Origin of the sequence: Halodesulfurarchaeum sp. HSR-GB, from assembly GCF_031432215.1 — an archaeon.
In the GTDB taxonomy this organism is placed as follows: Archaea; Halobacteriota; Halobacteria; order Halobacteriales; family Halobacteriaceae; genus Halodesulfurarchaeum.
Genome location: NZ_JAVKGN010000001.1, coordinates 140,569 through 160,701, shown reverse-complemented (window position 1 = coordinate 160,701; position 20,133 = coordinate 140,569). Strand labels below are relative to the sequence as shown.

22 protein-coding genes are annotated in these 20,133 nt (G+C 64.1%); 10 read left to right on the top strand and 12 right to left on the bottom strand.

Going from position 1 to position 20,133, the window contains the following annotated elements; all coding sequences use genetic code 11:
• Positions 1–35: 35 nt before the first annotated feature.
• Positions 36–209: a hypothetical protein gene (locus tag RH831_RS00920; protein ID WP_158514128.1), complete on the bottom strand. Its 174-nt coding sequence runs from the start codon at positions 207–209 to the stop codon at positions 36–38.
• 98 nt (positions 210–307) lie between these two features.
• Between RH831_RS00920 and RH831_RS00915 the strand changes: the two genes are divergently transcribed.
• The 4 genes from RH831_RS00915 to RH831_RS00900 all read left to right on the top strand — a co-directional run bounded on the left by RH831_RS00915 (position 308) and on the right by RH831_RS00900 (position 5,367).
• Positions 308–1,717 (top strand): APC family permease, encoded by a 1,410-nt coding sequence (locus RH831_RS00915; protein ID WP_310552413.1) that lies wholly within the window; start codon positions 308–310, stop codon positions 1,715–1,717.
• Complete coding sequence (locus RH831_RS00910) at positions 1,717–2,460, top strand: universal stress protein (protein ID WP_310552412.1); 744 nt, start codon at positions 1,717–1,719, stop codon at positions 2,458–2,460. Before RH831_RS00915 ends, RH831_RS00910 begins: the two co-directional genes overlap by 1 nt.
• Positions 2,461–2,511: 51 nt before the next feature.
• On the top strand, positions 2,512–3,852 hold the full coding sequence (locus tag RH831_RS00905) for an FAD-dependent oxidoreductase (protein WP_310552411.1): 1,341 nt from the start codon (positions 2,512–2,514) through the stop codon (positions 3,850–3,852).
• An 87-nt stretch (positions 3,853–3,939) separates the two neighbouring features.
• Positions 3,940–5,367, top strand: a complete 1,428-nt coding sequence (locus RH831_RS00900) for an MATE family efflux transporter (RefSeq protein WP_310554124.1) — start codon at positions 3,940–3,942, stop codon at positions 5,365–5,367.
• Here the strand turns inward: RH831_RS00900 and RH831_RS00895 are convergent.
• Positions 5,364–5,753: a pyridoxamine 5'-phosphate oxidase family protein gene (locus RH831_RS00895; protein WP_310552410.1), complete on the bottom strand. Its 390-nt coding sequence runs from the start codon at positions 5,751–5,753 to the stop codon at positions 5,364–5,366. The genes RH831_RS00900 and RH831_RS00895 overlap by 4 nt on opposite strands.
• Positions 5,754–5,819: 66 nt before the next feature.
• Positions 5,820–6,104 (bottom strand): translation initiation factor eIF-1A, encoded by a 285-nt coding sequence (locus RH831_RS00890; protein WP_070364391.1) that lies wholly within the window; start codon positions 6,102–6,104, stop codon positions 5,820–5,822.
• 96 nt (positions 6,105–6,200) lie between these two features.
• Between RH831_RS00890 and RH831_RS00885 the strand changes: the two genes are divergently transcribed.
• Positions 6,201–7,304: an FAD-dependent oxidoreductase gene (locus RH831_RS00885; protein ID WP_310552409.1), complete on the top strand. Its 1,104-nt coding sequence runs from the start codon at positions 6,201–6,203 to the stop codon at positions 7,302–7,304.
• Here RH831_RS00885 and RH831_RS00880 read toward each other — a convergent pair whose 3' ends face one another.
• The 5 genes from RH831_RS00880 to RH831_RS00860 form a co-directional block, all read right to left on the bottom strand.
• Positions 7,305–7,970 (bottom strand): HAD family hydrolase, encoded by a 666-nt coding sequence (locus tag RH831_RS00880; RefSeq protein WP_310552408.1) that lies wholly within the window; start codon positions 7,968–7,970, stop codon positions 7,305–7,307. It abuts the gene before it with no gap.
• A 43-nt stretch (positions 7,971–8,013) separates the two neighbouring features.
• Complete coding sequence (locus RH831_RS00875) at positions 8,014–8,334, bottom strand: transcription factor S (RefSeq protein WP_310552407.1); 321 nt, start codon at positions 8,332–8,334, stop codon at positions 8,014–8,016.
• A 35-nt stretch (positions 8,335–8,369) separates the two neighbouring features.
• Positions 8,370–8,855 carry a hypothetical protein gene (locus RH831_RS00870; RefSeq protein ID WP_310552406.1) on the bottom strand — a complete coding sequence of 162 codons (486 nt, stop codon included), beginning with the start codon at positions 8,853–8,855 and terminating at the stop codon, positions 8,370–8,372.
• Positions 8,852–9,544, bottom strand: coding sequence for a hypothetical protein (locus RH831_RS00865; RefSeq protein ID WP_310552405.1), 693 nt, complete (start codon positions 9,542–9,544; stop codon positions 8,852–8,854). The genes RH831_RS00870 and RH831_RS00865 overlap by 4 nt, the downstream gene beginning before the upstream one ends.
• 121 nt (positions 9,545–9,665) lie before the next feature.
• On the bottom strand, positions 9,666–10,502 hold the full coding sequence (locus tag RH831_RS00860; protein WP_310552404.1) for an HTR-like protein: 837 nt from the start codon (positions 10,500–10,502) through the stop codon (positions 9,666–9,668).
• A 127-nt stretch (positions 10,503–10,629) separates the two neighbouring features.
• Here RH831_RS00860 and RH831_RS00855 point away from each other — a divergent pair, with 127 nt between their 5' ends.
• From RH831_RS00855 to RH831_RS00840, 4 genes are all read left to right on the top strand, one after another.
• Positions 10,630–10,920, top strand: coding sequence for a GYD domain-containing protein (locus tag RH831_RS00855; protein WP_070364397.1), 291 nt, complete (start codon positions 10,630–10,632; stop codon positions 10,918–10,920).
• Positions 10,921–11,120: 200 nt separating this feature from the next.
• The gene (locus RH831_RS00850) at positions 11,121–11,411 is read left to right on the top strand and encodes a phage repressor protein (RefSeq protein WP_070364398.1); all 291 of its coding nucleotides are present in this window, start codon (positions 11,121–11,123) and stop codon (positions 11,409–11,411) included.
• A gap of 50 nt (positions 11,412–11,461) precedes the next feature.
• Positions 11,462–13,291, top strand: coding sequence for a formate/nitrite transporter family protein (locus tag RH831_RS00845; protein WP_071932667.1), 1,830 nt, complete (start codon positions 11,462–11,464; stop codon positions 13,289–13,291).
• Between the two features lie 86 nt (positions 13,292–13,377).
• Positions 13,378–14,136 carry an SDR family NAD(P)-dependent oxidoreductase gene (locus RH831_RS00840; protein WP_071932668.1) on the top strand — a complete coding sequence of 253 codons (759 nt, stop codon included), beginning with the start codon at positions 13,378–13,380 and terminating at the stop codon, positions 14,134–14,136.
• A gap of 2 nt (positions 14,137–14,138) precedes the next feature.
• Here the strand turns inward: RH831_RS00840 and cobT are convergent, their stop codons facing one another.
• The 3 genes from cobT to RH831_RS00825 form a co-directional block, all read right to left on the bottom strand.
• Positions 14,139–15,170: a nicotinate-nucleotide--dimethylbenzimidazole phosphoribosyltransferase gene (gene cobT, locus RH831_RS00835; protein WP_310552403.1), complete on the bottom strand. Its 1,032-nt coding sequence runs from the start codon at positions 15,168–15,170 to the stop codon at positions 14,139–14,141.
• A 59-nt stretch (positions 15,171–15,229) separates the two neighbouring features.
• Positions 15,230–16,759, bottom strand: coding sequence for a globin-coupled sensor protein (locus RH831_RS00830; RefSeq protein WP_310552402.1), 1,530 nt, complete (start codon positions 16,757–16,759; stop codon positions 15,230–15,232).
• A gap of 115 nt (positions 16,760–16,874) precedes the next feature.
• Entirely contained in the window at positions 16,875–18,296 is a 1,422-nt protein-coding gene (locus tag RH831_RS00825) for a PAS domain-containing protein (RefSeq protein WP_310552401.1), read from the bottom strand.
• Positions 18,297–18,578: 282 nt separating this feature from the next.
• On the opposite strand from RH831_RS00825, the gene RH831_RS00820 reads away from it, so the two are divergent.
• Positions 18,579–18,908, top strand: coding sequence for a hypothetical protein (locus RH831_RS00820; RefSeq protein WP_310552400.1), 330 nt, complete (start codon positions 18,579–18,581; stop codon positions 18,906–18,908).
• On the opposite strand, the gene RH831_RS00815 is transcribed toward RH831_RS00820, so the two are convergent.
• Positions 18,909–20,117, bottom strand: coding sequence for an anion permease (locus tag RH831_RS00815; protein WP_310552399.1), 1,209 nt, complete (start codon positions 20,115–20,117; stop codon positions 18,909–18,911).
• Between the last annotated feature and the right edge of the window lie 16 nt (positions 20,118–20,133).

Below are 20,133 nucleotides of genomic sequence, written 5' to 3'. Positions count from 1 at the left end.
TCACCGGGCTGACGCCCTAAAGGCCCGTCGACGGATCACTCCTCCTCGATGAGCGCTTCGAGTTCGTCGGCACACCGGTTGATCCCGTCAGAGGCCTCGATCAGGCCCAGGCTCATGCGGTCGTCGGCCCGCTCCCGGAACTGGTCGACGAGCGTCTCGAGCTCGGCCACTGGTACCGCGTCCTCGGGCGTCTCGTCCGTGTCTGTCATCAGCCATCGCTTGGACCCCTGGCTATATGAATCTGGTACTCGGTCTCCGCCGCAGGGTGTGGGTTTATGCGGCCGGCGGGCGAATTGCCCTGACACGCGTGGCTCCCACGGAGAACACTGCACCCGAGACCGGTGAGCCCGAGCCGGATGCAGCCTCGGGACTGTTCGATGACACGTCGGAAAACGCCGAACTGGAGCGAACCATCGGCCTGGCGGGTGGATTGACAATCGGCATCGGGACGATGATCGGGGCCGGCATCTTCGTCTTCCCCGGCCTCGCGGCCAACCGGGCCGGGCCGGCCGCCGCACTCTCCTTTGTCATCGGGGGTGTCATCGCGCTGCTCGTGGCGTTGCCGGCCTCTGAACTGGCGACGGCTATGCCCCGGAGCGGGGGTGGATATTTCTTCGTTTCACGCAGTCTGGGAACCGCCGCGGGGGCGATTGTCGGACTCGGTCTCTGGCTCGGCCTGGTCTTTGCCTCGGCGTTTTACCTCGTCGGCCTGGGCCACTACGCGAGTGCGGCCCTCGCCGAACTGGGGCTGGAGCTGCCGCTGAACCCAGTGATTCCCCTGGCGGTGGTCTTCGCGGCCGGGCTGACTGTGGCGAGCCTGTTCGGGACCGAGAACACCGCGAAACTCCAGAACTACATCGTCGCCGGGCTGCTCGTCATCCTCGTTGTCTTCCTCTCCTACGGTGGCCTCGACGCGCTGGGTGTCTTCGGTCGGGAATCGGTTCCCGGGGTCTTCTTCTCTCGGGGCTACCTGCCCGTGCTCTCCACGGCCGGGCTCGTTTTCACCTCGTATCTGGGCTTCGCGCAGGTCGCCACGGTGGCGGGGGACATCAAGAACCCTTCGCGGTCGCTTCCCATCGCGATGGTGGGGTCGGTGATCGTCGTGACGATCCTCTACGTGGTGACGATCTTCGTCGCGACCAGCGCGTTCGGTGCCGATCACCTCGGGACGCTGGGCGAGACCGCCATCGTGGAGGTTGCCCGTGAGTTCCTCGGGACGCCGGGGGCGATCGCTATCCTCATCGCCGGGATCTTCGCGACGATCTCGAGTGCGAACGCCTCGATTCTGAGCGCCTCCCGGACCGTCTACGCGCTGAGCCGGGACGCTTTGCTCCCGGATCGGGCGAGCCGGATCAACCTTCGCTATGGCACGCCCCACATTGCGTTGCTGGCCGCTGGGGGCCCGATTCTCCTGCTTGCGGCGACCGGCCAGGTGGCGATTTTGGCGGAGGTCGCTTCCTTCCTCCACCTGATCATGTACGGGCTCATCGCCATCGCGGTGCTCGTGCTGCGGCGGGACCAGCCTGCGTGGTACGACCCGAGTTACGAGATGCCCGGCGTCCCGATTCTGCCCGGGATCGCCGCGGTCGCCAGCTTCGGCCTGGCGTTGGCGATGCAGCCCGCCGCGATCGTGATCGGAGTGGTCGTCATGGCCGTCTCGTATGGCTGGTATCGCTACTACGCGAACACGGTCGACCTGAAAGGAGTGTTCAACTGATGACAGAGAGACCCACCGTCCTGGTGCCAATCGAAGTACTCGAAGGTGAATCGATCCCCGAAGGCGTTCCGGCGCTGCTGGCGGCGGCTCACGTGCTGGTGCTTGGCTATCACGAGGTGCCCGAGCAGACCGCCACCGAACAGGCGAGCGAACAGTACGAAGGCCGGGCGACCGAGCGGCTCGAGGAGTTCGCGAAGATGTTCGAGGCCGCGGGCGCGACCGTCGAGACACGACTCGTGTTCACCCACGAGCATCAGCAGACGATCAATCGTGTGATCGTGGAGACGGACAGTCGGGCCGTCCTGGTGCCGGGTTCCGTCTCGGAAGTCGAGGATGTCCTGGTCGCGGTCGGCGGCACCGTCAGTCTCGATCGGATCGCCGAAGTCGTCGGCGGGCTTTTCGGGGACAGTTCGGCTCGGATCACCCTCTATCACGCGACCGGGGCCGAGGAGTCGAATCGGTCGGTTTCCGAACTCCTGGATGCGCTCGAAGACCAACTCGTCGAGGCTGGTGTCGGCCCCCATCAGATCCAGACCCTCGTCGAACAGCGCGATCGGCCACTCGCTGCGATCGAGTCGGCGGCCGAGGATTACGACGTGGTCGTCATGGGCGAGACAGACCCCTCGGTCGCGACGTTCGTCTTCGGGATGCCCCACGATCAGGTCGCCTCGCAGTTCCTCGGCCCGGTGCTGGTCGTCCAGCGGTCGCCACCGGAGCCCGACAGCGACAAGACACAGCGTTAATACGACCTGCCGGAGGAGTTCCGATAAGACACCACTGGTGTCGATTCGAACATGGCGGAGGAATACGACCTTATCATCGTCGGCGGGGGCATCAGCGGGGCATCGCTACTGTACGCCGTCTCGAAGTTCTCCGATATCGAGCACGTGGCGCTGTTCGAGAAGGAGTCCGAGATCGGCGCGATCAACACCTACCACACGAACAACTCACAGACCCTTCACTTCGGGGACATCGAGACGAACTACACCCTGGAGAAGGCCGAGTCCGTCAAGGAGGGGGCCGAAACCCTGGCGGGCTATCTCGAGGCGACCGACCCCGAGCGGACCATGTACGACCGGCGCTCCAAGATGGTCATCGCGGTCGGCGAGGAAGAAGTCGAGCGGCTGGAACGCCGCTATCACGAGAAGGGATTTGGCGACCTCTACCCGAAACTCGAACTGATCGGGCGAGAGCGCATCGCGGAACTCGAACCGGCCGTCGTCGAGGGCCGCGATCCGTCGGTCGAAATTCGGGCGCTCTACACCCCGGACGGCTACGTCGTCGATTACGGGGAGACAGCCCAATCGCTCGTCGCCGAGGCCACGGAGTCGACCGGCGTCGACGTGTACACCGACACGCCGGTCGAGGGGATCGTCGAGACCGCGGATGGCTATGCGGTCCGGACGAGTGCCGGTACGGCAATGGCGGAGGGCATCGTGGTGAGTGCGGGCTCACACAGCCTCCAGTTCGCCAAGCAACTCGGGTACGGCGAGGACATGGCGCTGTTGCCCATCGCGGGGAGTTTCTTCCTGGCCGAGGACTTCCTCAACGGGAAGGTCTACACGCTCCAGATGGCGAAGTTGCCCTTCGCGGCGGTCCACGGCGACGCCGACGTGCACGACGCCTCGGTCACCCGGTTTGGCCCGACCGCGAAGCCGGTTCCCGCCCTCGAACGCGGGGAACTCTCCACGGTGGGGGACTTCTTCGACGTGTTCGGCCTCGACCTGGACTCCTTCCTGAGCTACGCCAACATCCTCGCCGACAGGGTCCTGTTGCCCTACGTGCTCCGAAACCTGGTCTATGACCTCCCGGAGATCGGCGAACGGGCCTTCCTGCCACACGTACAGAAGGTCGTTCCAGGTGCGACTCTCGATGACATCGAGCCCGCCCGGGGTTATGGTGGCATCCGGCCACAGATCGTCGATACTTCGGCTCGCAGCCTGGACATGGGCGAGGCGACGATCGAGGGCGAGGACATCATCTTCAACATCACGCCCTCACCCGGGGCCTCGACCTGCCTGAAGAACGCCCGCCGGGACGCCCAGTCGGTCGTGTCGTTCCTCGATGGGGACTACACCTTCGACGCCGAGGCCTTCGATCAGGCGACCATCGAGAACTTCCCCCGCGGGGCATAGGCAAACAGAATTCCTTTGGCGGTACCCGAGTAACTCCCGGCTGTGGGATCGTTCAGCAACACCATCCGGGGAGCCCTCCGTAACCCGATGCGGGCCCTGCTCGTTCTCATCGGGTCGGTACTCGCCAGGCTCGGCCTCATCACGAAAGAGCGGGCCGAAAAGACCGTCGAGTTGGCCTGGCCGCGCATTCTCACCGGCATCGCCCGGATGTCGAAAAACGCCGCCGACGTGGCGATGGTTGGGATCGCCCTCGACGCGGCCGCGATCAACGGCGTGGGGTTCGCGACGCCCTACTGGGGGATCGCGTTCAGCCTGGGCGGCGGGCTGGCCGCGGGGACGATCGCGCTCGTCTCCCAGCGCTACGGCGCTGAACGCTTCGACCAGCTCGGCCAGGCGATCAGATCGAGTGCGGCCCTGCTGATCGCGATCACCATTCCGGTGGCGGTCACCTTCGCGCTCGTTCCCGAAGCCCTGGTCTCCGTACTCACGGACTCACCCGCCGAAATCGATTACGGCGCCCGCTACCTCCGTATTCTCGCCCTCGGCGTGCCCTTCGCCTCGCTGAACCTCATCGGGAGCCGGGCGCTCATCGGGGCCGACGACGCCTGGATCCCGATGCTGTTGCGCGGATCCGGGGCCATCGCGAACGTCCTGCTCAACGCCGTGTTCATCTTCGGACTCGGGATGGGCGTCGAAGGGGCGGCCTGGGGGAGTGTGCTCGCGAACGTGTTCGTCGCGGCCTCCCTGGCGATCGGACTCGCCAGAGGTGGGTTACCCGGCGTCGGGGCCTTCCCCGTCCAGGTCAATCCCGTCGGCCGGTACGTCCATCTGGACACCTTCCGGGACCTGATCTCGATCGGGTTACCGGTGATCGGCCGCAATTCGGTCTGGACGGTCGCTCGGTTCCCGACCCTGGCCTTCGTCAGCATGTTCGGCACCCAGGTCACGGCGGCCTACATCATCACCCGCCGGATCTGGGGCGTGATGAACACGCCGGGGTGGGGCTTTGGCCTCGCCGCGAGCAGTCTCGTCGGCCAGGAACTCGGTCAGGGCAACGAATCGACGGCCGAATCTTTCGGGTTCGAGATCACCCGGTTCTCGGTCGCGACCTACGCCGTGGCGGGTGGGGCGATCGCCCTCTTTGCCGAACCGATCGTCATGCTCTTCATGGGTTCGGGATCCGACCCGTCGATCGCCATCGCGGTGCCGATGGTCTACGTGGCCGCCCTCGCGATCGTCCCCCAGGGCGTGACGAGCACCATCGCTGGAGCCCTCGACGCGACTGGCGACACCCGCTGGCCCTTCTATAGCCGGGCCCTCGGTATGTTCGGGTTCTCGATTCCGCTGGTCTATCTCGGCGCGACGACTCCGCTTGGCATCTGGGGTATCTACCTCTCCTTCTTCGGCGAGACGACCGTCTCGGGGGTAATCAACTACTACCGCTTCAGGACGGGCAAGTGGAAGGCGATCAGCCGGGGGTATCGGCCCGACGCGGCGGGCCCCGTCGACGACTAGTACACGGTGTAACTGGCGGTGCCCACGTCGATTTTGACCAGCGTGTTCTCGCTGAAGGCGTCGGGCTCGGCCCCGTACTTGGCGTTGATCTCCCGGCGAACGCGTCGCTCTTCGGCCGCATCCTCGACTATTTCGGCCGTCCCGAGGAGGGTCACCATCCACTCCGGGGTGCCGGCGTCGGCCTTCTGGACGGCGAGTGAGACCCGGGGATTCTCCCGGATGTTCGCGAGTTTTCGGCCGGTGGTCGTCAACTCGATCACCCCATCGGCATACTGGTACCAGAGCGGGGCGACGTGGGGTTTGTCCTCGACACTGGTCGCCAGAAACCCAGCCAGTGGCTCGGATTCGAGCAAGCGTTCGGCTTCGTCGGGAACCTGATCGCTCATACTGTGGATTTGTCACACAGCCTCAAAATCACTCCGCCCCTGGCAATCCCGGCCGCCGGTCCGTGCTCAGTCGATGTGCCCTTCGCGCTGGAGCTGCTCGGCGTCGGCATCGCTGTACCGCCACTCGATGTCGCCCTTCTCGTCCTGCCAGTCCCACGGATCGATGAGGACCACGTCGTCCTTTTCGATCCAGGTCCGATACTTCATCCGGCCGGGAATCCGGCCGAGACGGGTCTCACCGTCCGCACAGCGGACCCGGACGTGGTTCCCACCGAGGTGTTGTGTTACGACGCCGAACTGCTCGGACCCCGAGGGCATTCGGAGGTCCTTTTCCTCTCGTTGTTCAGTCACGTCAGTAATTCGGGGCCCGAGCGGGATAAAGCCATCTGAGGGGGCGTGCTACCAACGCCCAGAGTCATTTTTACGCCCGCAGAAAAATCGGGAGATATGGACCCCATTGTCGTGGTTGGTGGCGGCGTCGTCGGGACGAGTATCGCGGCGGCACTGGCCGAGCAGGACCTGCCGGTTCGACTGTACGAGAAAGACTCCCTGGGTGCGGGGACGACCTCGAAGTCCATGGCCATCTTCTTCTGGCACCAAGACGACCCGAACGCGACCGAGCACCGGTTTCGGGAACGGGCCTGGGAGACCTACGGCCCGCTGATCGAGGCTGGTACCCTGGAGTTCACGCAGGTCGGGACCCTGGAGACCGCCCCGGAACTGACAGACGTGCCCGGGGTCCGTGCGGTCTGGAAAGGAATGCAGGAGCTTGGGGTCGAGACCGAGTGGCTCGAACCCGAAGCCCTGGCGGCGAAGGGACTCGATCCCGAGGCCTTCGAAGGGGCGCTTTACGTCCCGGCGGACGGCTTTCTCGATCCCTCCGAGATCATCCAGCACTTCACCGACCGCGCCACCGAGGGCCCGGCGACCATCGAGACGGGTGTCGAAATCACCGACATTCACACCGAGGACGGGCGCGTGACGGCCATCGAGACCCCCGACGGAACCGAGTCCGTCAGCGGCGTGGTGAACGCGGCGGGGCCGTGGGCCCCCCAGATCAACGACCTCGTGGGTGTGGACCTGCCACTCAGACACACTCGCGGCCCGATCGTCGTTCTCTCCCGCGAGGCGGAGTTCTCCCTGCCCTTCATGATTCTCCGGAACGAACACTACTTCCGCGAGGACGGCCGGAATCAGGCCTTCGGTGGCCGATTCGATACGAGTTACGAGACGGCCGAGCAGTTCGACCCGGACGCGAACCACACGGTCGACCAGTCGTTCTACCTCGACATCGCGGGGGAGATCGAACAGTCCGTTCCTCGGCTGGCGGACGCCGAGATCGTCAACGACTGGGTCGGCTTCCGGACGATCACCCCGGACGGCCGGCCCTTCGTGGGCGAGACGGCTGTCGAGGGCTTCTACACGGCGGTCGGCATGTCCGGGTACGGCGTCACCCGAGCGCCGTTCGTGGGCGAGTTGCTCGCCGATCAGATCGCCGGCGAGCCCGTCGACTCGGAACTCGCCGACTGGGTCGCCCCCGATCGAGTGTAATCAGGCCGATCGGTGGACGATATCGGGGAGTTCGGCGAGTGACTCGATCTCGTAGGTCGGCGTGACAGCGAGTTCGGTCTCGGCCCGGTGATCACGACGGATGAACACCGAATCGACTCCGGCCGCCCGGGCGGCCTGTACGTCCGACTCGCTGTCACCGACGAAAAGCGGGTTTTTCGCACCTAAATCGGCGATCGCCAGATCGAGGTAGTACGGGTCGGGCTTCTTTCGTGCCAGGCTCTCCGGATCCATCTCCCGCCCGTAGACCGTCTCGAAGTAGTGGCCGATGTCGTGTTGGTCCAGGATCGCCGCGACAGTGCGATCCTGGTTCGAGCTGACGATGCCAAGCGGACGATCGATGGCGTCGAGGGCCTCGAAGTCCCGGTAGAGGGCCTTCCGGCCCGCTCTCACTTCCCGTTCCTGGACTAGGGAGGAGCGCATGTCCCGACGGTACCAGAGCGGCCGTGGAGCCAGGCCGTATCGGTCGGAGACGGCCTGGAGGATCTCGGGGGTGACCCCGTAGATCAGCCGTTCCACGTCCTCGGGGTCGGGATCGGCGACGCCCATGTCCTGGAACGCCCCCCTGACGGCCCGGACCATGACCGATCGATCGGTCATGGTGGTGAGCACGCCGTCGTTGTCGAGGACGACCGCGTCGTAGGTCATTTGCCGTTCGTACAGCGTGCCCGCGGAAAACCGTTTCGCGGTGTCAGGCGTACTCGCGCCAGCGGTGCCCACACTCCTTGCACTTGAAGAATCGCGTCGGCGGCTCGTCCGCGGAACCGGTCTGCTTGATGGTGTACCAGGCCTCCCCGTGGCCGCACTCGGGACAAACGATTTCCGCGGTGGGCTTGCCCTCGAAGTTCATGCCCGCCTCGGTCTCGATGACGTCGCTCTCGTCCTGCTCCTCGGTCGAGACGTACTGCTCGGCCATTTTTTCGTCCCGGGGCTCCTCGTGCCCGCAACTCGAACAGACCATCACGCCGTCCTCGGCGTGCATCATCGACCCGCACTCGGGACAGAACTGCATACCCACCCGTAGCACCCCGGGTCCCAAAAGTCCGATTACTCCTCGCCTCGCTTCGTCTCGCCGTCCGGCCCGACCATCGGACAGGCCGAGACCCGGACGTGGCCCACGTCGACGAGTTCGTGGATGGTCGTCCCCTCGTGTGTACACCGGAGGGCCGGCGGGTCGGCGAGGTACTCACAGCGCTCGCAGATCCGCTTCGAGATGACCAGCGTCGAGTCCTCGCTTGATTCGGCCCCGAACTGTCCTTCGCCAGCCCCGGCGTCCATCAACAGGTCGGCCCAGACGCCCGCCGAGTCGATGGGTTCGACGTCCTCCTCGATGAACGCGCCCGACACGTCTGTCTCGGTGTCCTGCTGCTGGCGAACCGTGTCCCGGAGGCCCGACAGGGGGGTGTCGTCGTCCGGGCTGGTCGACTCCGTCTGTGTCTCGTCGAGTTCGGATCGCAACTCCGAGAGTGGGATCGAGTCCGGTTCGGTCTCCGCTTGGGAGTCCCGCTCTGTCTCCTCCTGTGAGTCCGTCATCGGTCCTCACCGTCTTCGGTCCAGTCGAGTGCCGAGTGGGGTTCCTCGGATTCCTCCGCATCCGCGGTCAACGTGTCGAGGTCGGGCGCTGCGGCGTCGGTGCCGCCCTCCAGGGCCGGCCGGTCGCCCGTTTCGAGGACGGAGGTGCCGAAAAAGCCCGGGTTCGCATCGAGTGTGTGGAAGTTCGCCCCGCAACTCGGGCAGGTCCCGTCGCTCAGGAGGGCGATGTCCACTTTCGTGTTGCAGTCCTGGCACTTGGCGGTTCGAACCCCCCGGGCCGCCGCGGTCTGCTTGAGGTGGTCGGCCCTGGCGCGGCGCTGTTCGCGCTCGGCGACGGTCTCGAGGGTCTGCTTCATGGAACGGACCGCCTGTCCCAGAGTTTGCACGTCCGCCTCCAGGTTCTCGGTTCGGTCGAACAGCGTCTCCAGGATCTCCTCGAAGTTCTCGAACCCGCCGTCGAGTTTCGACTCGGTTTGCTCTACGGCCGATCGAACGGACTCCAGATCCGACTCCAGGGCGGTGAGCCGGGCCGCGAGCTCCTCGTGGTCGTGCTCGGCCGCGGCCTTCCGGTCCGTCTCGCGTTTGACCTGGACGATTCGGTCGCGAACGTCCTCGATCTTCTCCGCCGTGTCCGATTCCAGGGCCTCTATTCGTTCGTGGAGCCCATCGAGATCTTGCTCCGCGGTCATCGCTCACTCCGGCCGACAAATGGCTGTCCGTCTACCCGTCGTGGTCCTTCCAGGAGACGGCGCTGACTCATTCTCGTCACGGAATTTGTGGCTTGGGGCCATAAAGATGCCCCACGCGGCATTACCTGATCTTCCTGACATTCGAGACGTCGAAGCCGGCGTCGTGGATCTCCGTCTCGAAGCGGATGATGTCCTCGGCTTCGAGCTGGGAGAGCACGCCCCGGAACTCGGGGACGTACATGGTGCGAACGCGTTCGTTGCCGCCGGTCTCCCACTCGAACTGCAGCGTCCCGTCGACGGCCGTCATCAGGCTGCCGAGTTCCTCGTCGGTGACGGCGTCTTTGGCCAAAAGCAGGATGATCAGGCTGTTCCACTCCCTGGCGATCCGTCTGAGCCCCTTGAGGGTCAACACGAGATCCCGGATGGTGTGATGGCGACCCCGGGCCGCGATAAGGTCAGAAAGCGAGTCGATCAGGACCAGGCTCCCGCTTGCGTGTTCGTCGAGGTAGTTCGCCGTGGCCGTGAGCACGCCCTGGCGGTCGGCGTCCTGGCCCAGGTCGGTGATATCCCGGTGGGCCGGGCCGTACCACTCCCGGGGGACGGGGCTGAGCTGGAAGTACTCCGCGGAAAGGTCCTCGAAGGCGATCGGTTCCAGTCCCGCCTCGACGAGCCCATCGTCCATGGTGTAACTGATTTCCGTCGAGAGCGTCTCGGCGTCGGCGGTGAAAGAGAGGTAGTGAATCGAATCCGGGGCGTCGGCGGCCCCGGGGCGATCACCGTAATGCAGCGAGAAGAGCTCCGGGTCGGTCTCCGCCAGGCCGTTCATCACGGCACTCGTGTAGAGGAACTCCCGGGCCCCTGCGCCGCTCTCGCCTGCCAGGAGGACGACACTTCCCGCCGGCGGGCCGCCCCCGATCCGCGAGTCGAGGCCTGCAATTCCGAAGGGGATCCGGGCCATGCCGGTCCGTCTCGTGCCGGGCGCTTACGCGTTTCGGCCACGTGGCGCGACTCGGGGAAAGCCATAAGTACCACGACCATCTTTACCATGTTACAGAGTGCCAAGATAACAGCTGCCACACTTATCCATGCCAACCTACATCCGCCTCACCAACCTGACCGCCGACGGCTTCGCAGAGATCGAACAAAGCGCCTCCCGGACCGAGCAGATGAAGGCGATGGCCGAAGAGATGGGCGGGGAGATCAAGGACGTCTTCCTGACCATGGGGGATTTCGACTTCGTCACCATCGCGGAGTTCCCCAACGACCAGATGTACACGCAGTTCGCCCTGCGCTTCGCCGAGAAGGGGGTCGCGGACACCGAGACGCTCAAGGCAATCGACGAACCGGAGTATCTGGATCTCGTCCAGAACCTGTAGTACGGCCCGGTTTTTGAACCAACGGCCGCTGAAAACACGGCGGTATCGCCTGGATCGGGGTACTTATGGCGGGTTAGGCCTTACTCGAAGGTAACCAAAGGATCCTTTCAGATGCCTCGAAACACCCGTAACACTGTTTGCATATACCACCGGCATGGGAATGTAATAAATGGCCATCCAATTTCAATATTTGATATTCAATGAGGCTTGCCGAACCCACTGACTTCGAAATTCTGGAGGCCCTGTCCGACGGGAAACGAAACACGGCGGCGAATCTCTCATACATCCTCGACAAGGATCGATCGTACATCAACACCCGGCTGCCAATTCTGGCTGACTACGGGCTGGTTGATCGCGTTGGCCCTGCTCCAAACAGCGGCCTGTACGAGATCACCGAGCGCGGCATCGCCGTGATCGACATCCGTGAGTCGGCCACCGAAGGGGCGGACATCGACTTCGACGCTCGCCTCGAAGAACGGCTCGGTGCCTGAGCAGTCGAAGAGGGCAATTCATATCGGGGCGGGCCGAAAAGGAGTCTCCAATGGCCGATGAGGGATCAGACGCCGAGGACTCCGTACGGGAAGCGGTCGAGCGGTCCCGAAGTGGTGCACCAGCGGTCGGTCGGGTCGTCAGAGACCGGTTTTCGACGGACGAGGTCTTCCAGCGCATCGTCGCCGCGGCGGACGAGGAGATCACGGCGAGCAATCGCGAACTCTTCTTCAGTGGCCTCGCTGCGGGCTTCTCGATTACGATTACCGTCCTGCTTTACGTCTCGCTGACCGCCTCGACGGATGGCCACCCCGTTTTGAGTGTACTTCTCTATCCGCTCGGATTCATCTACATCATTCTCGGGGGCTATCAACTGTACACCGAGAATACGCTCCCCCCGGTGGCGTTGACACTCGAACGACTGGCAAGCATCCCGGCCTTGCTCCGCAACTGGGTTGTGGTACTCGCCGGGAACTTCCTGGGTGGAATGGCTGGCGCGGCCGCCCTCGCCTGGGGCGGTGTCCTCTCCCCCGAGGCGGCAGCCGTCGCGATCGACGTGGCTCACAAGGGCATCGAAACCCCAGTCTGGCCGCTGTTCTTCAAGGCGGTCTTCGCGGGGCTGATCGTCGCCGGGGTCGTCTGGGTCGAGTATGCCGCCCGGGATACGATCTCGCGGCTGGTCGTCATCTATCTGGCCTTTCTCGCGATTCCCCTCGGGGGCCTGTTCCACGTGGTCGTCTCGTTCACCGAAACGATGTACCTCGCATTCATGGGCGACGTGAGTCTCCTCGTGGGTCTCACCGACTTTGTCATCCCTGTACTCCTGGGGAACACCGTCGGCGGCGTGGTGCTCGTGACGCTTGTTAACTGGTTCCAGACCAGCGAAGAGCGACTGGTCGGGGCCCGATTCGAGGGCGCCCGTCGCCAGCTGTCACGCCGCGAAATGCTCTTCGGTGGGATTCCCGGTCGTCCGTTCGGCTTTGCCGGTCGCTCGTATGTCCCACTCGTCGACACGACGGGCAGTGAGGCGGGGACGAAGGGTCCATATCACGTCCTCGTTCCGGTCGCAAACCCGACCGAGTCTGCGACACTCGTCTCGCTCGCCGAGGCCGTCGCGTCGGCAAAGGACGAGGCGATCGTGAGTTTCGTCCACATTCTACCCGAGTACGAGGCTCACTCGCGGTACTCCTCGACCAGCAACCGGCAACGACTGGTCGCAGAATCGACTGCCGACCTGGAGCGTCTCTGTGACTCGATCGAGTCCGAGGAACTGGACTGCCGGACCTCGACGGTCATCTCCCATCGCTCATTCGCGGAGATCTTCGACATCGCTGAGCGCCAGGACGTCGACTTGCTGCTCATGGAACGGGACGAGGACTCGCCCTGGGGGGCGGGCCGGCCTGAGGACGTGATCCAGGAACTCGGCAGCCACTTGCCCTGTGACCTCCTCATCCTCGAGGATCGCGGCTTTGACCCCGAGAAGATCCTCCTCCGGGTTCTCGATAACCCCCACGCGGATCTCAACGCCCAGGTGGCCCGGTCACTCCGCGATGTCTACGACGCGTCGATCACGTTGCTCTCTGTCGTCGACACTGAGGAGGAGCGTGAACGGGCCGAGGAGTTCCTCCGCAACTGGGCCATCGACCACGACCTCGAAGACCAGCCACAGGTAATCGAGACCGGCGACATCGAGACGGCGATCGAGCACGGGGCCAGAGAGCACACGATGATTCTGGTCGGCGCGACCGAGAGTGGGCTCCTCTCCCGTCTCGTCTCCGACTCGCTTTACGTCGACAATATCACCGAGACCGAGCGATCCGTCGTGCTGGCCGAACGGCCCACCGAACGGTCGGCCCTCGACCGACTTCGGGACTGGTTTTAGTCCGGGCGGGAAGCCCCCCTGCCGGTAGATGTATTTGGTATGGTACCGAATTACACATACGACAGTCACAACTGTCGGGTACCACTATGAGGGGAATTCAAGACAGCGTCGCGATCGTCACCGGAGCGAGTTCAGGAATCGGCCGGGCCGCAGCCAAGCGGTTCGCCGAAGAGGGCGCCTCGGTCGTCGCGGCCGACGTGGACGTGGATGGGGGGAACGAGACAGTCGAACAGATCACCGAGGCGGGCGGGGAGGCCGTGTTCGTCCAGGCTGATGTCACCAACGAGGGGGACATCCAGGCGGTGGTAGACACCGCCGTCGACACCTACGGTGGCCTCGACATCGCATACAACAACGCCGGCATCGAGGGGCCGAACGAGGCAACGACTGACCAGACCCTGGAAGGCTGGGACCGGGTCGTCGACATCAACCTCCGGGGAGTCTTCCTCGGCATGCGTGCCGAGATCCCCGCGATGATGGAAAGCGGTGGTGGGGCTATCGTCAACACCGCGTCGATCGCCGGCATCCTGGGCTTCCCCAACCTCGCACCGTACGTCGCGAGCAAGCACGGCGTGGTTGGCCTGACAAAGACCGCCGCCGTCGAGTTCAGTGCCGACGGGGTCCGGATAAACGCGGTACTGCCGGGTGTCATCGAGACGCCGATGGTCGCCCGTACCAAAGAGGAGGACCCGGAACAGATCGAGGGAACGATCGCCGCCACCCCGATCGATCGACTGGGCCAACCCGAAGAGATCGCGGCCGCGGCCGTCTGGCTGGCTTCCGAGGACGCCTCGTTTGTCACCGGCGAATCACTCGTCGTCGACGGCGGCTTCTCCGTCCAGTAGGCTCAGTTCGAGACGCCGGCCTCTTCGAAGGTCGCCATCTCTCGAAGCGTGGCACACGCGCCCTTGTAGACCGCAATCCCGAGGGCGGCGCCCGTTCCCTCTCCCAGCCGCAGGTCGAGGTCGAAAAGCGGATCGAGCCCCAGGGCCTCGTGTTGAATCGCGTGCCCGGACTCGACTGAACTGTGGGAGGGCAGGAGGTAGTCGGTCACCGCGGGCTCGATCTGGGCGGCCACGAGCGCGCCAGCCCCCGTGATGAATCCGTCGACCACGATCGGGGTCCGGCGGCTCGCCCCTTCGAGGGCGATCCCGGCCAGCGCGCCGATCTCGAACCCGCCGACGGAGCGAAGCACGTCGATGCCGTCGTCCGGATCCGGGGCATCGTTCTCCAGGGCCCGCTCGACCACTGCCACCTTCCGCTCGAAGGTCTCCTCGTCGATCCCGGAGCCGTGGTCGGTCACCGCTTCCGGGGGGTGGCCGGTGATGGCGGCCGTGACCGCCGCGCTGGGGGTCGTGTTCGCGATACCCATGTCGCCCAGGCCGATAATGTCGGCCTCAGGGGCGTGTTCGGCGACGACCGAGCGGCCGACCTCGATCGCGGCTTCGGCGTCCGCCCGTGACATCGCCGCTCCCGTCGCGATATTGTCCGTGCCGTTTCCGACTTTGTCGACGACGACGGAGTCCATTCCCGGGTACTCCGCCGCGGCCACGCCCGCGTCGACGATGAGGTTTCTCGCGTCGACGGTGTTCGCGAGGGCGTTCACGCCGGCCCCGCCGTGAGCGAAGTTCGCGACCATCTGGGCGGTCACGTCCTGCGGGAAGGCGCTGACGCCCTCCGCCACGACCCCGTGATCTCCGGCAACTGTGGCGATCACCGCCTCCTCCAGTTTGGGGGTCGGCTCGTCCGTGATACCGGCGATCTCGACGGAGAATGTCTCCAGTCGACCGAGGCTTCCCGGCGGCTTCGTCAGGTTCTGCTGTCGCTTTCGGGCCTGATCCATCGCGGTCTCTGAAAGCGGTGGGATGTCGATCTCCATGCCCGAAAACCGGACCCGGACACAATCAAATTTGCTCTTTGTCTATCAGAACTGTATTACTACTCCCCCTCAGCTTCAAGTCGCGAGACCGAATCTTGGATCTCCTGGACGCTCGCGGCCTGTTCCTCGGTGCTGGCGGCCACGTCCTCAGTTTCGGTCGCCACGTCGTCGGCTTTCTCCCGGGCCTGATCGACCATCGCGGCGATCTCCTCGGCACTCGCGGCCTGCTCGTCGGTCGCCGCCGAGACCTCTTCGATGCCCGCGACAGTATCGGAAACCAGCGTCGCGATCTCATCGAGCATGTCGATGGACTCGTCCACTTCCGCGACCCCCTGCTGGATCTGTTCCCGGGTCGATTCGAGGCTGTCGACGGTCTCGTTCGTGTTCGCCCGGATGTCCTCGATCATCGATTCGATTTCGCCGGCCTGTTGCTGGGATTCCTCGGCCAGGGACTTGACCTCGTCAGCCACGACCGCAAAGCCCGACCCAGCCTCGCCGGCCCGGGCCGCTTCGATGTTCGCGTTGAGTGCAAGGAGGTTCGTCTGGTCCGCAATGTCGTTGATGACCGTGACGATCTCGTCGATCTCCTCGACGGTCCGCTGGAGTTCGGACACGTCCCGCTGGACCTGTTCGCTGGCCTCGTTGACCGCCTCCATGACCTCCCGGGCGTGTTCGCCGGTCTCCTGGCCCGTTTCGGCCATCTCCTTTGCGTCCTGGCTCTGGGATGCGACGGTGTTCGCGCTGGAGGCGACCTCCTCGATCGTGGCCGAGAGGTTCGACACCTCGCCGGCGATCTGGTCCATGTTGTCCCGCTGGTCGTCGGCCAGCCCGCTGATCTCGTTGGTACTGCCCGCGACGGTGTCCGCGGCCGCCGCGAGTTCGTCGATGGCACTCTGGACCTCGGTGGCGACGGATCGCTGGCGCTCGATCGTCTCGTCGAGCGTTTCGGTGTAGGAGTGAATGTAGGTGTCCGCGACGACCTGCATGTCCAGATCGATGAGCTTCAGGATCGAGTGAAGTTCGTTCACGCCCTCCTCGACGGCTCCATTTGCGGCCTCGATGGCCGCGTTGACGGCCTCGTCGTCGACTTCGTCCGGGAGTTCCTCCTGGACTGCCGTTTCGACCCGATCCTGGATGCGGTCTGTGACGAGTGGCACCAGGAGGTTGTAGTAGACCCCGTACTGACCGATGTACTGTTTCATCGGCATCTCCAGGAGGTCATGGAGCTTCCCGATCCGGGCCCGGTTCCGGAAGTAGTCCTCGCCGTACTCGCCGCTCGCGAGGGAGACCAGGTAGGCCTCCTGGGTCTTCTTGAGCTGTTCGATCCCCTTCGGCGAGCGACCGATGACCTCGGTGGTCTCTTCGTGGGCGGTGATGTTCTCGTAGAACATCTCCGCGATGTCTTCTTTGTGTTCCTCGAAGACCGACTGATAGCGCTTTAGTCGCTGTACGTCGGCCTCGTCGAAGTCCACGAAGTCCTTTCGCCAGGCGATTTCCTCGCGATCCAGTCCGATATCCTCGAGCAACGCGTCCGGGTCGACGTGGGCGTTCAATCCACCCTGCCCGAACTGCGCCGAATGATCGACCATTATCGCCAGGAAAGGGGAAGGGGGGTTGTGAAAGTACCGGGTAAATCTCAGTGATGATATTTTGGGTCCCGGATCACGTCGCCTTGATTTGGCCCCTTCTAGAGTCGCTTCCAGGCTATGGCGAACCAGAATCGACTGTCTCTTTCGGCTCGATCGTCATCGTTACACAACTCCCGCCCAGGTCCGAATCGCCGAATTGCAGGGTTCCGCCAGCCCGCGTGACGATTCGCTTGACCATCCAGAGTCCCATCCCGCTGCTGTGAACGAGCGGGTCGATCTCTCGGCATTCGGTGACGACGATCCGCTCCTCTGTCGGGATGCCGGGCCCATCGTCGCCGATCATGACCGTTGCCCGGTCGTCCGCTCGTTCCGCGGTGATCCGGACCATCGGCTCGTCGGCCGGGTTGTGGACGATGGCGTTCTCGATCAACTCCCGGATCGCCTGTTCGACCGACCGAATCGTCGTGACTTCCAGATCTTCGGGGATCGCGACGATGATCGTCACGTTCGGCTGGTCCTCGTTGCAGTCCTCGATAACGCGCTCAACCATCTCCTGAAGGTCCACTGTCGTCTGTTCGGGTGGCCCGGAGAGCACCGCGAGGATCTGCCGTTCTTTCTCGGCCTCGGCAAGCAACCGGTCGGCGGCGTCGGTGATCGGCCCGGTCAGCGAGGCGATTTCGGCGTCGCCACGATCGGCGATCATCGCCGCGTATCCCCGGATGACGGTGAGGTCGTTTCGCAGGTTGTGCCGGAGGAGCCGATCGAGCGAGAGGAGGTGCTGTTCGCGCTCGACTTGCTTCGAGACGTCCCGCATGGTCGCGACGACCCCCTCGGGACCGAATCCCTCGCCCCCGAGCGGGTAGTACCTGATGTCGAAGACGCGGTCCGGCTTGCCCGAGCGGGTTCTGGTCATCCGGTAGGCCACCTCCTGGCCCGCCATGGCGAGTTCGACGTAGGGCTCGATGGTCTCGAAGTCCTGCGGGCCGAGAACGTCCGAAAGGTGCATCCCGGTCACCGACGGGCCGAGGTAGTGGGTGTTCCGGTAGGCCTCGTTGGCAAAGAGCAATCTGTAGTCCTCGTCGACGGCGGCGATGGCCTCGCCAGCCCCCTCGATGGCGAGTTTGTACTGGGCCGTAGTTTGTTCTTCGAGCACCCGGTCCGTGATGTCGACGTGGGCTACGATGGCATAGCGATCCCCGCCGATGGTGAACGCCGAGGCCCGGAGCAGGAACCACCGCTTCTCGTCCGGCGAGTGACACGGGTACTCCAGTTCGAATTCGGTTCGCTGGCCCTGGAGGAGTTCGTCGAGCCCGGCGTGGGCCGCTAGCGCGTACTCGTCCTCGCCCGCCGCCGTCGCATCGAGGTAGTTGACCCCGACGGTATCGGGTGCGAGTTCGATGTCGTTTTCGACGCCGAACTCCTGCCACGAGGCGTTCGTCCACAGGATCTCTCCCTCGGCGTCGAGAATTGCGACGTTCGACGGCAGCGTGTCCAGTGCTGCGCCGAGTAGTTCTCGGGCGACCGAGAAAGTTTGCATTGGGTTGCTAACCCTTCGCGCGGCAGCCGTTTAAAGGCACGTAAAGGGAACTTTCGGACTTCAGAAGCGTTTCGCTTGCTTTTCAGATTAGGACGTTAATCCCCGAGAACTCGTCCTGGGGTATCAACCGACCGGGTCGAACCGGTTCGAAAACTGTTCGATTTTGTCTATTGTTTTGGACACGAGCAACATTGGAGCCGATCCGGACCTCATGGCTATCTGCCCGATTGTAATGGAGCTCTCTTCACCGGATTTACATGCCTTGAGGCCCAGCCCAAACCTATGGTCCTTGACACTGGAGTCAAGAACCCCAATTCATTGCTTCCAAGCCTCACGACTGCAATCAAACGGGCACTCTCGCTGGAGGTCTGGGTTTCAAATTCCCGCGTGCGGGTCGCCTCGGATGCGTTCATCCGTCGGCACACGGAGTTCGACTCGGTGGCTGGTTTCTGTGCGGCCTGTCCGTGTAACGAGGATACGATTTCGGGCGTCCAACGGCTCTCGACCGACGAACGGGACGCGTTCGTGGCGCGAACGACCGATTTTGAGACGTGGGCGGAGATGAAGCAAAGCGCGGCAATCCAGGACCTCGTCGTGCTCCAGAACGTCTGACTATCCCAGTCCTGGCAGTGCAGCGAGCGCGTGATAGAGCGCGTAACTGAGCGCGCCACCACCGATCATCGAGGCGATCCACGCCCCGACCGTGTACCCTGTCTTCGTGGCGGACACCCCCGCAGATTTCGAGGACCCACTGACCAGTCCAGCCCCGACGATACTGGAAATCATCACCTTGTTGAACGAGATGGGATAGCCCAGCGCGATCGCAGCCTGAGCGATGAGAAACGCGGGAATGAACGCGGCGATCGAGCGTTTTGGGCCGAGTGCGGCGTACTCCCGGGCCACGGCCTGAATAAGACGCGGTGACCGGAACCAGCCACCGAGGAGAATTCCGAGGCCCCCAAGTCCCAGCAAGTATAATGAGGGGAGACCGAGCGAGGATTCGAAGACGGATTCCAGCGGTCCGGTGGCGAGACCGACCTGCGATCCGCCGCTGGTGAACACAACGACGAGGGCAAGTGCGACCAGCATCCGGTTGATGCCGGTCGTGACATCACGCCGGAGTTGCCAGTAGACCACTGCGACCGTGAGAAGACCGATCACGGTCCCGACAATGACGACCCCGGCTTCGCCAACTGCTGTCAATGTGACGTCGAACTGGCGGGTGATGACGCCCGCGAGCGACCCTTGCTCGCTCTGGGGAGCCGGGAGAAACGACAATTGGATGTTGGCAAGTGCGTAGCCGACGCCGCCGGCGAGCAGCGGAATACTCAACTCATCTGAGACCCGATCGTCTAGCAACAGCCACGCGAGACCGTACGCGAGGATGCCCTCGACGACCGGAATCGCAAACCAGAAACCCAGAATTTTGGCGTACGTCCCAGCTGCAAAACCCCCGCCCAGCGCGACACCCGCACCAATTGCCGCTCCCGTCACCGTGAACGCGGAGGGGATAGGGTAGCCCCGTGAGTTCCCGATGGTGATGAGTGTGGCTGCCGTGAGCAGCGTCGCTGTGGCGGCCAGTGGGGTAATCGTCACGCCGGTCACCAGCCCGTGGCCGATTGTCTCCGAGATACTGCCACCCTGTGCAATGGCACCGAGACCGGCGACGAGGCCGACCAATAGTGCTCCTCGAAGCGTCGACAACGCATTTGCCCCGACGGCTGGCGCGATCGGAGCAGAGTTGCTGTTTGCCCCGACGGTGAAGGACATAAAAAGCGATGCAACGAGCGCGACAGAGACGATCCCGATTACTGAGGACATGGATAACCGGTTTACG

What these genes read in the sequence shown, in the direction of transcription:
- RH831_RS00905 (WP_310552411.1), top strand. Translation starts at nt 2,512, where the DNA reads ATGGCGGAGGAATACGACCTTATCATCGTCGGCGGGGGCATCAGCGGG.
- RH831_RS00865 (WP_310552405.1), bottom strand. Translation starts at nt 9,544, where the DNA reads ATGACCGCGGAGCAAGATCTCGATGGGCTCCACGAACGAATAGAGGCC.
- RH831_RS00815 (WP_310552399.1), bottom strand. Translation starts at nt 20,117, where the DNA reads ATGTCCTCAGTAATCGGGATCGTCTCTGTCGCGCTCGTTGCATCGCTT.
- RH831_RS00830 (WP_310552402.1), bottom strand. Translation starts at nt 16,759, where the DNA reads ATGGTCGATCATTCGGCGCAGTTCGGGCAGGGTGGATTGAACGCCCAC.
- RH831_RS00875 (WP_310552407.1), bottom strand. Translation starts at nt 8,334, where the DNA reads ATGCAGTTCTGTCCCGAGTGCGGGTCGATGATGCACGCCGAGGACGGC.
- RH831_RS00845 (WP_071932667.1), top strand. Translation starts at nt 11,462, where the DNA reads ATGGCCGATGAGGGATCAGACGCCGAGGACTCCGTACGGGAAGCGGTC.
- RH831_RS00885 (WP_310552409.1), top strand. Translation starts at nt 6,201, where the DNA reads ATGGACCCCATTGTCGTGGTTGGTGGCGGCGTCGTCGGGACGAGTATC.
- cobT (WP_310552403.1), bottom strand. Translation starts at nt 15,170, where the DNA reads ATGGAGATCGACATCCCACCGCTTTCAGAGACCGCGATGGATCAGGCC.
- RH831_RS00870 (WP_310552406.1), bottom strand. Translation starts at nt 8,855, where the DNA reads ATGACGGACTCACAGGAGGAGACAGAGCGGGACTCCCAAGCGGAGACC.
- RH831_RS00880 (WP_310552408.1), bottom strand. Translation starts at nt 7,970, where the DNA reads ATGACCTACGACGCGGTCGTCCTCGACAACGACGGCGTGCTCACCACC.
- RH831_RS00910 (WP_310552412.1), top strand. Translation starts at nt 1,717, where the DNA reads ATGACAGAGAGACCCACCGTCCTGGTGCCAATCGAAGTACTCGAAGGT.
- RH831_RS00825 (WP_310552401.1), bottom strand. Translation starts at nt 18,296, where the DNA reads ATGCAAACTTTCTCGGTCGCCCGAGAACTACTCGGCGCAGCACTGGAC.
- RH831_RS00860 (WP_310552404.1), bottom strand. Translation starts at nt 10,502, where the DNA reads ATGGCCCGGATCCCCTTCGGAATTGCAGGCCTCGACTCGCGGATCGGG.
- RH831_RS00855 (WP_070364397.1), top strand. Translation starts at nt 10,630, where the DNA reads ATGCCAACCTACATCCGCCTCACCAACCTGACCGCCGACGGCTTCGCA.
- RH831_RS00900 (WP_310554124.1), top strand. Translation starts at nt 3,940, where the DNA reads ATGCGGGCCCTGCTCGTTCTCATCGGGTCGGTACTCGCCAGGCTCGGC.
- RH831_RS00820 (WP_310552400.1), top strand. Translation starts at nt 18,579, where the DNA reads ATGGTCCTTGACACTGGAGTCAAGAACCCCAATTCATTGCTTCCAAGC.
- RH831_RS00895 (WP_310552410.1), bottom strand. Translation starts at nt 5,753, where the DNA reads ATGAGCGATCAGGTTCCCGACGAAGCCGAACGCTTGCTCGAATCCGAG.
- RH831_RS00840 (WP_071932668.1), top strand. Translation starts at nt 13,378, where the DNA reads ATGAGGGGAATTCAAGACAGCGTCGCGATCGTCACCGGAGCGAGTTCA.
- RH831_RS00850 (WP_070364398.1), top strand. Translation starts at nt 11,121, where the DNA reads ATGAGGCTTGCCGAACCCACTGACTTCGAAATTCTGGAGGCCCTGTCC.
- RH831_RS00920 (WP_158514128.1), bottom strand. Translation starts at nt 209, where the DNA reads ATGACAGACACGGACGAGACGCCCGAGGACGCGGTACCAGTGGCCGAG.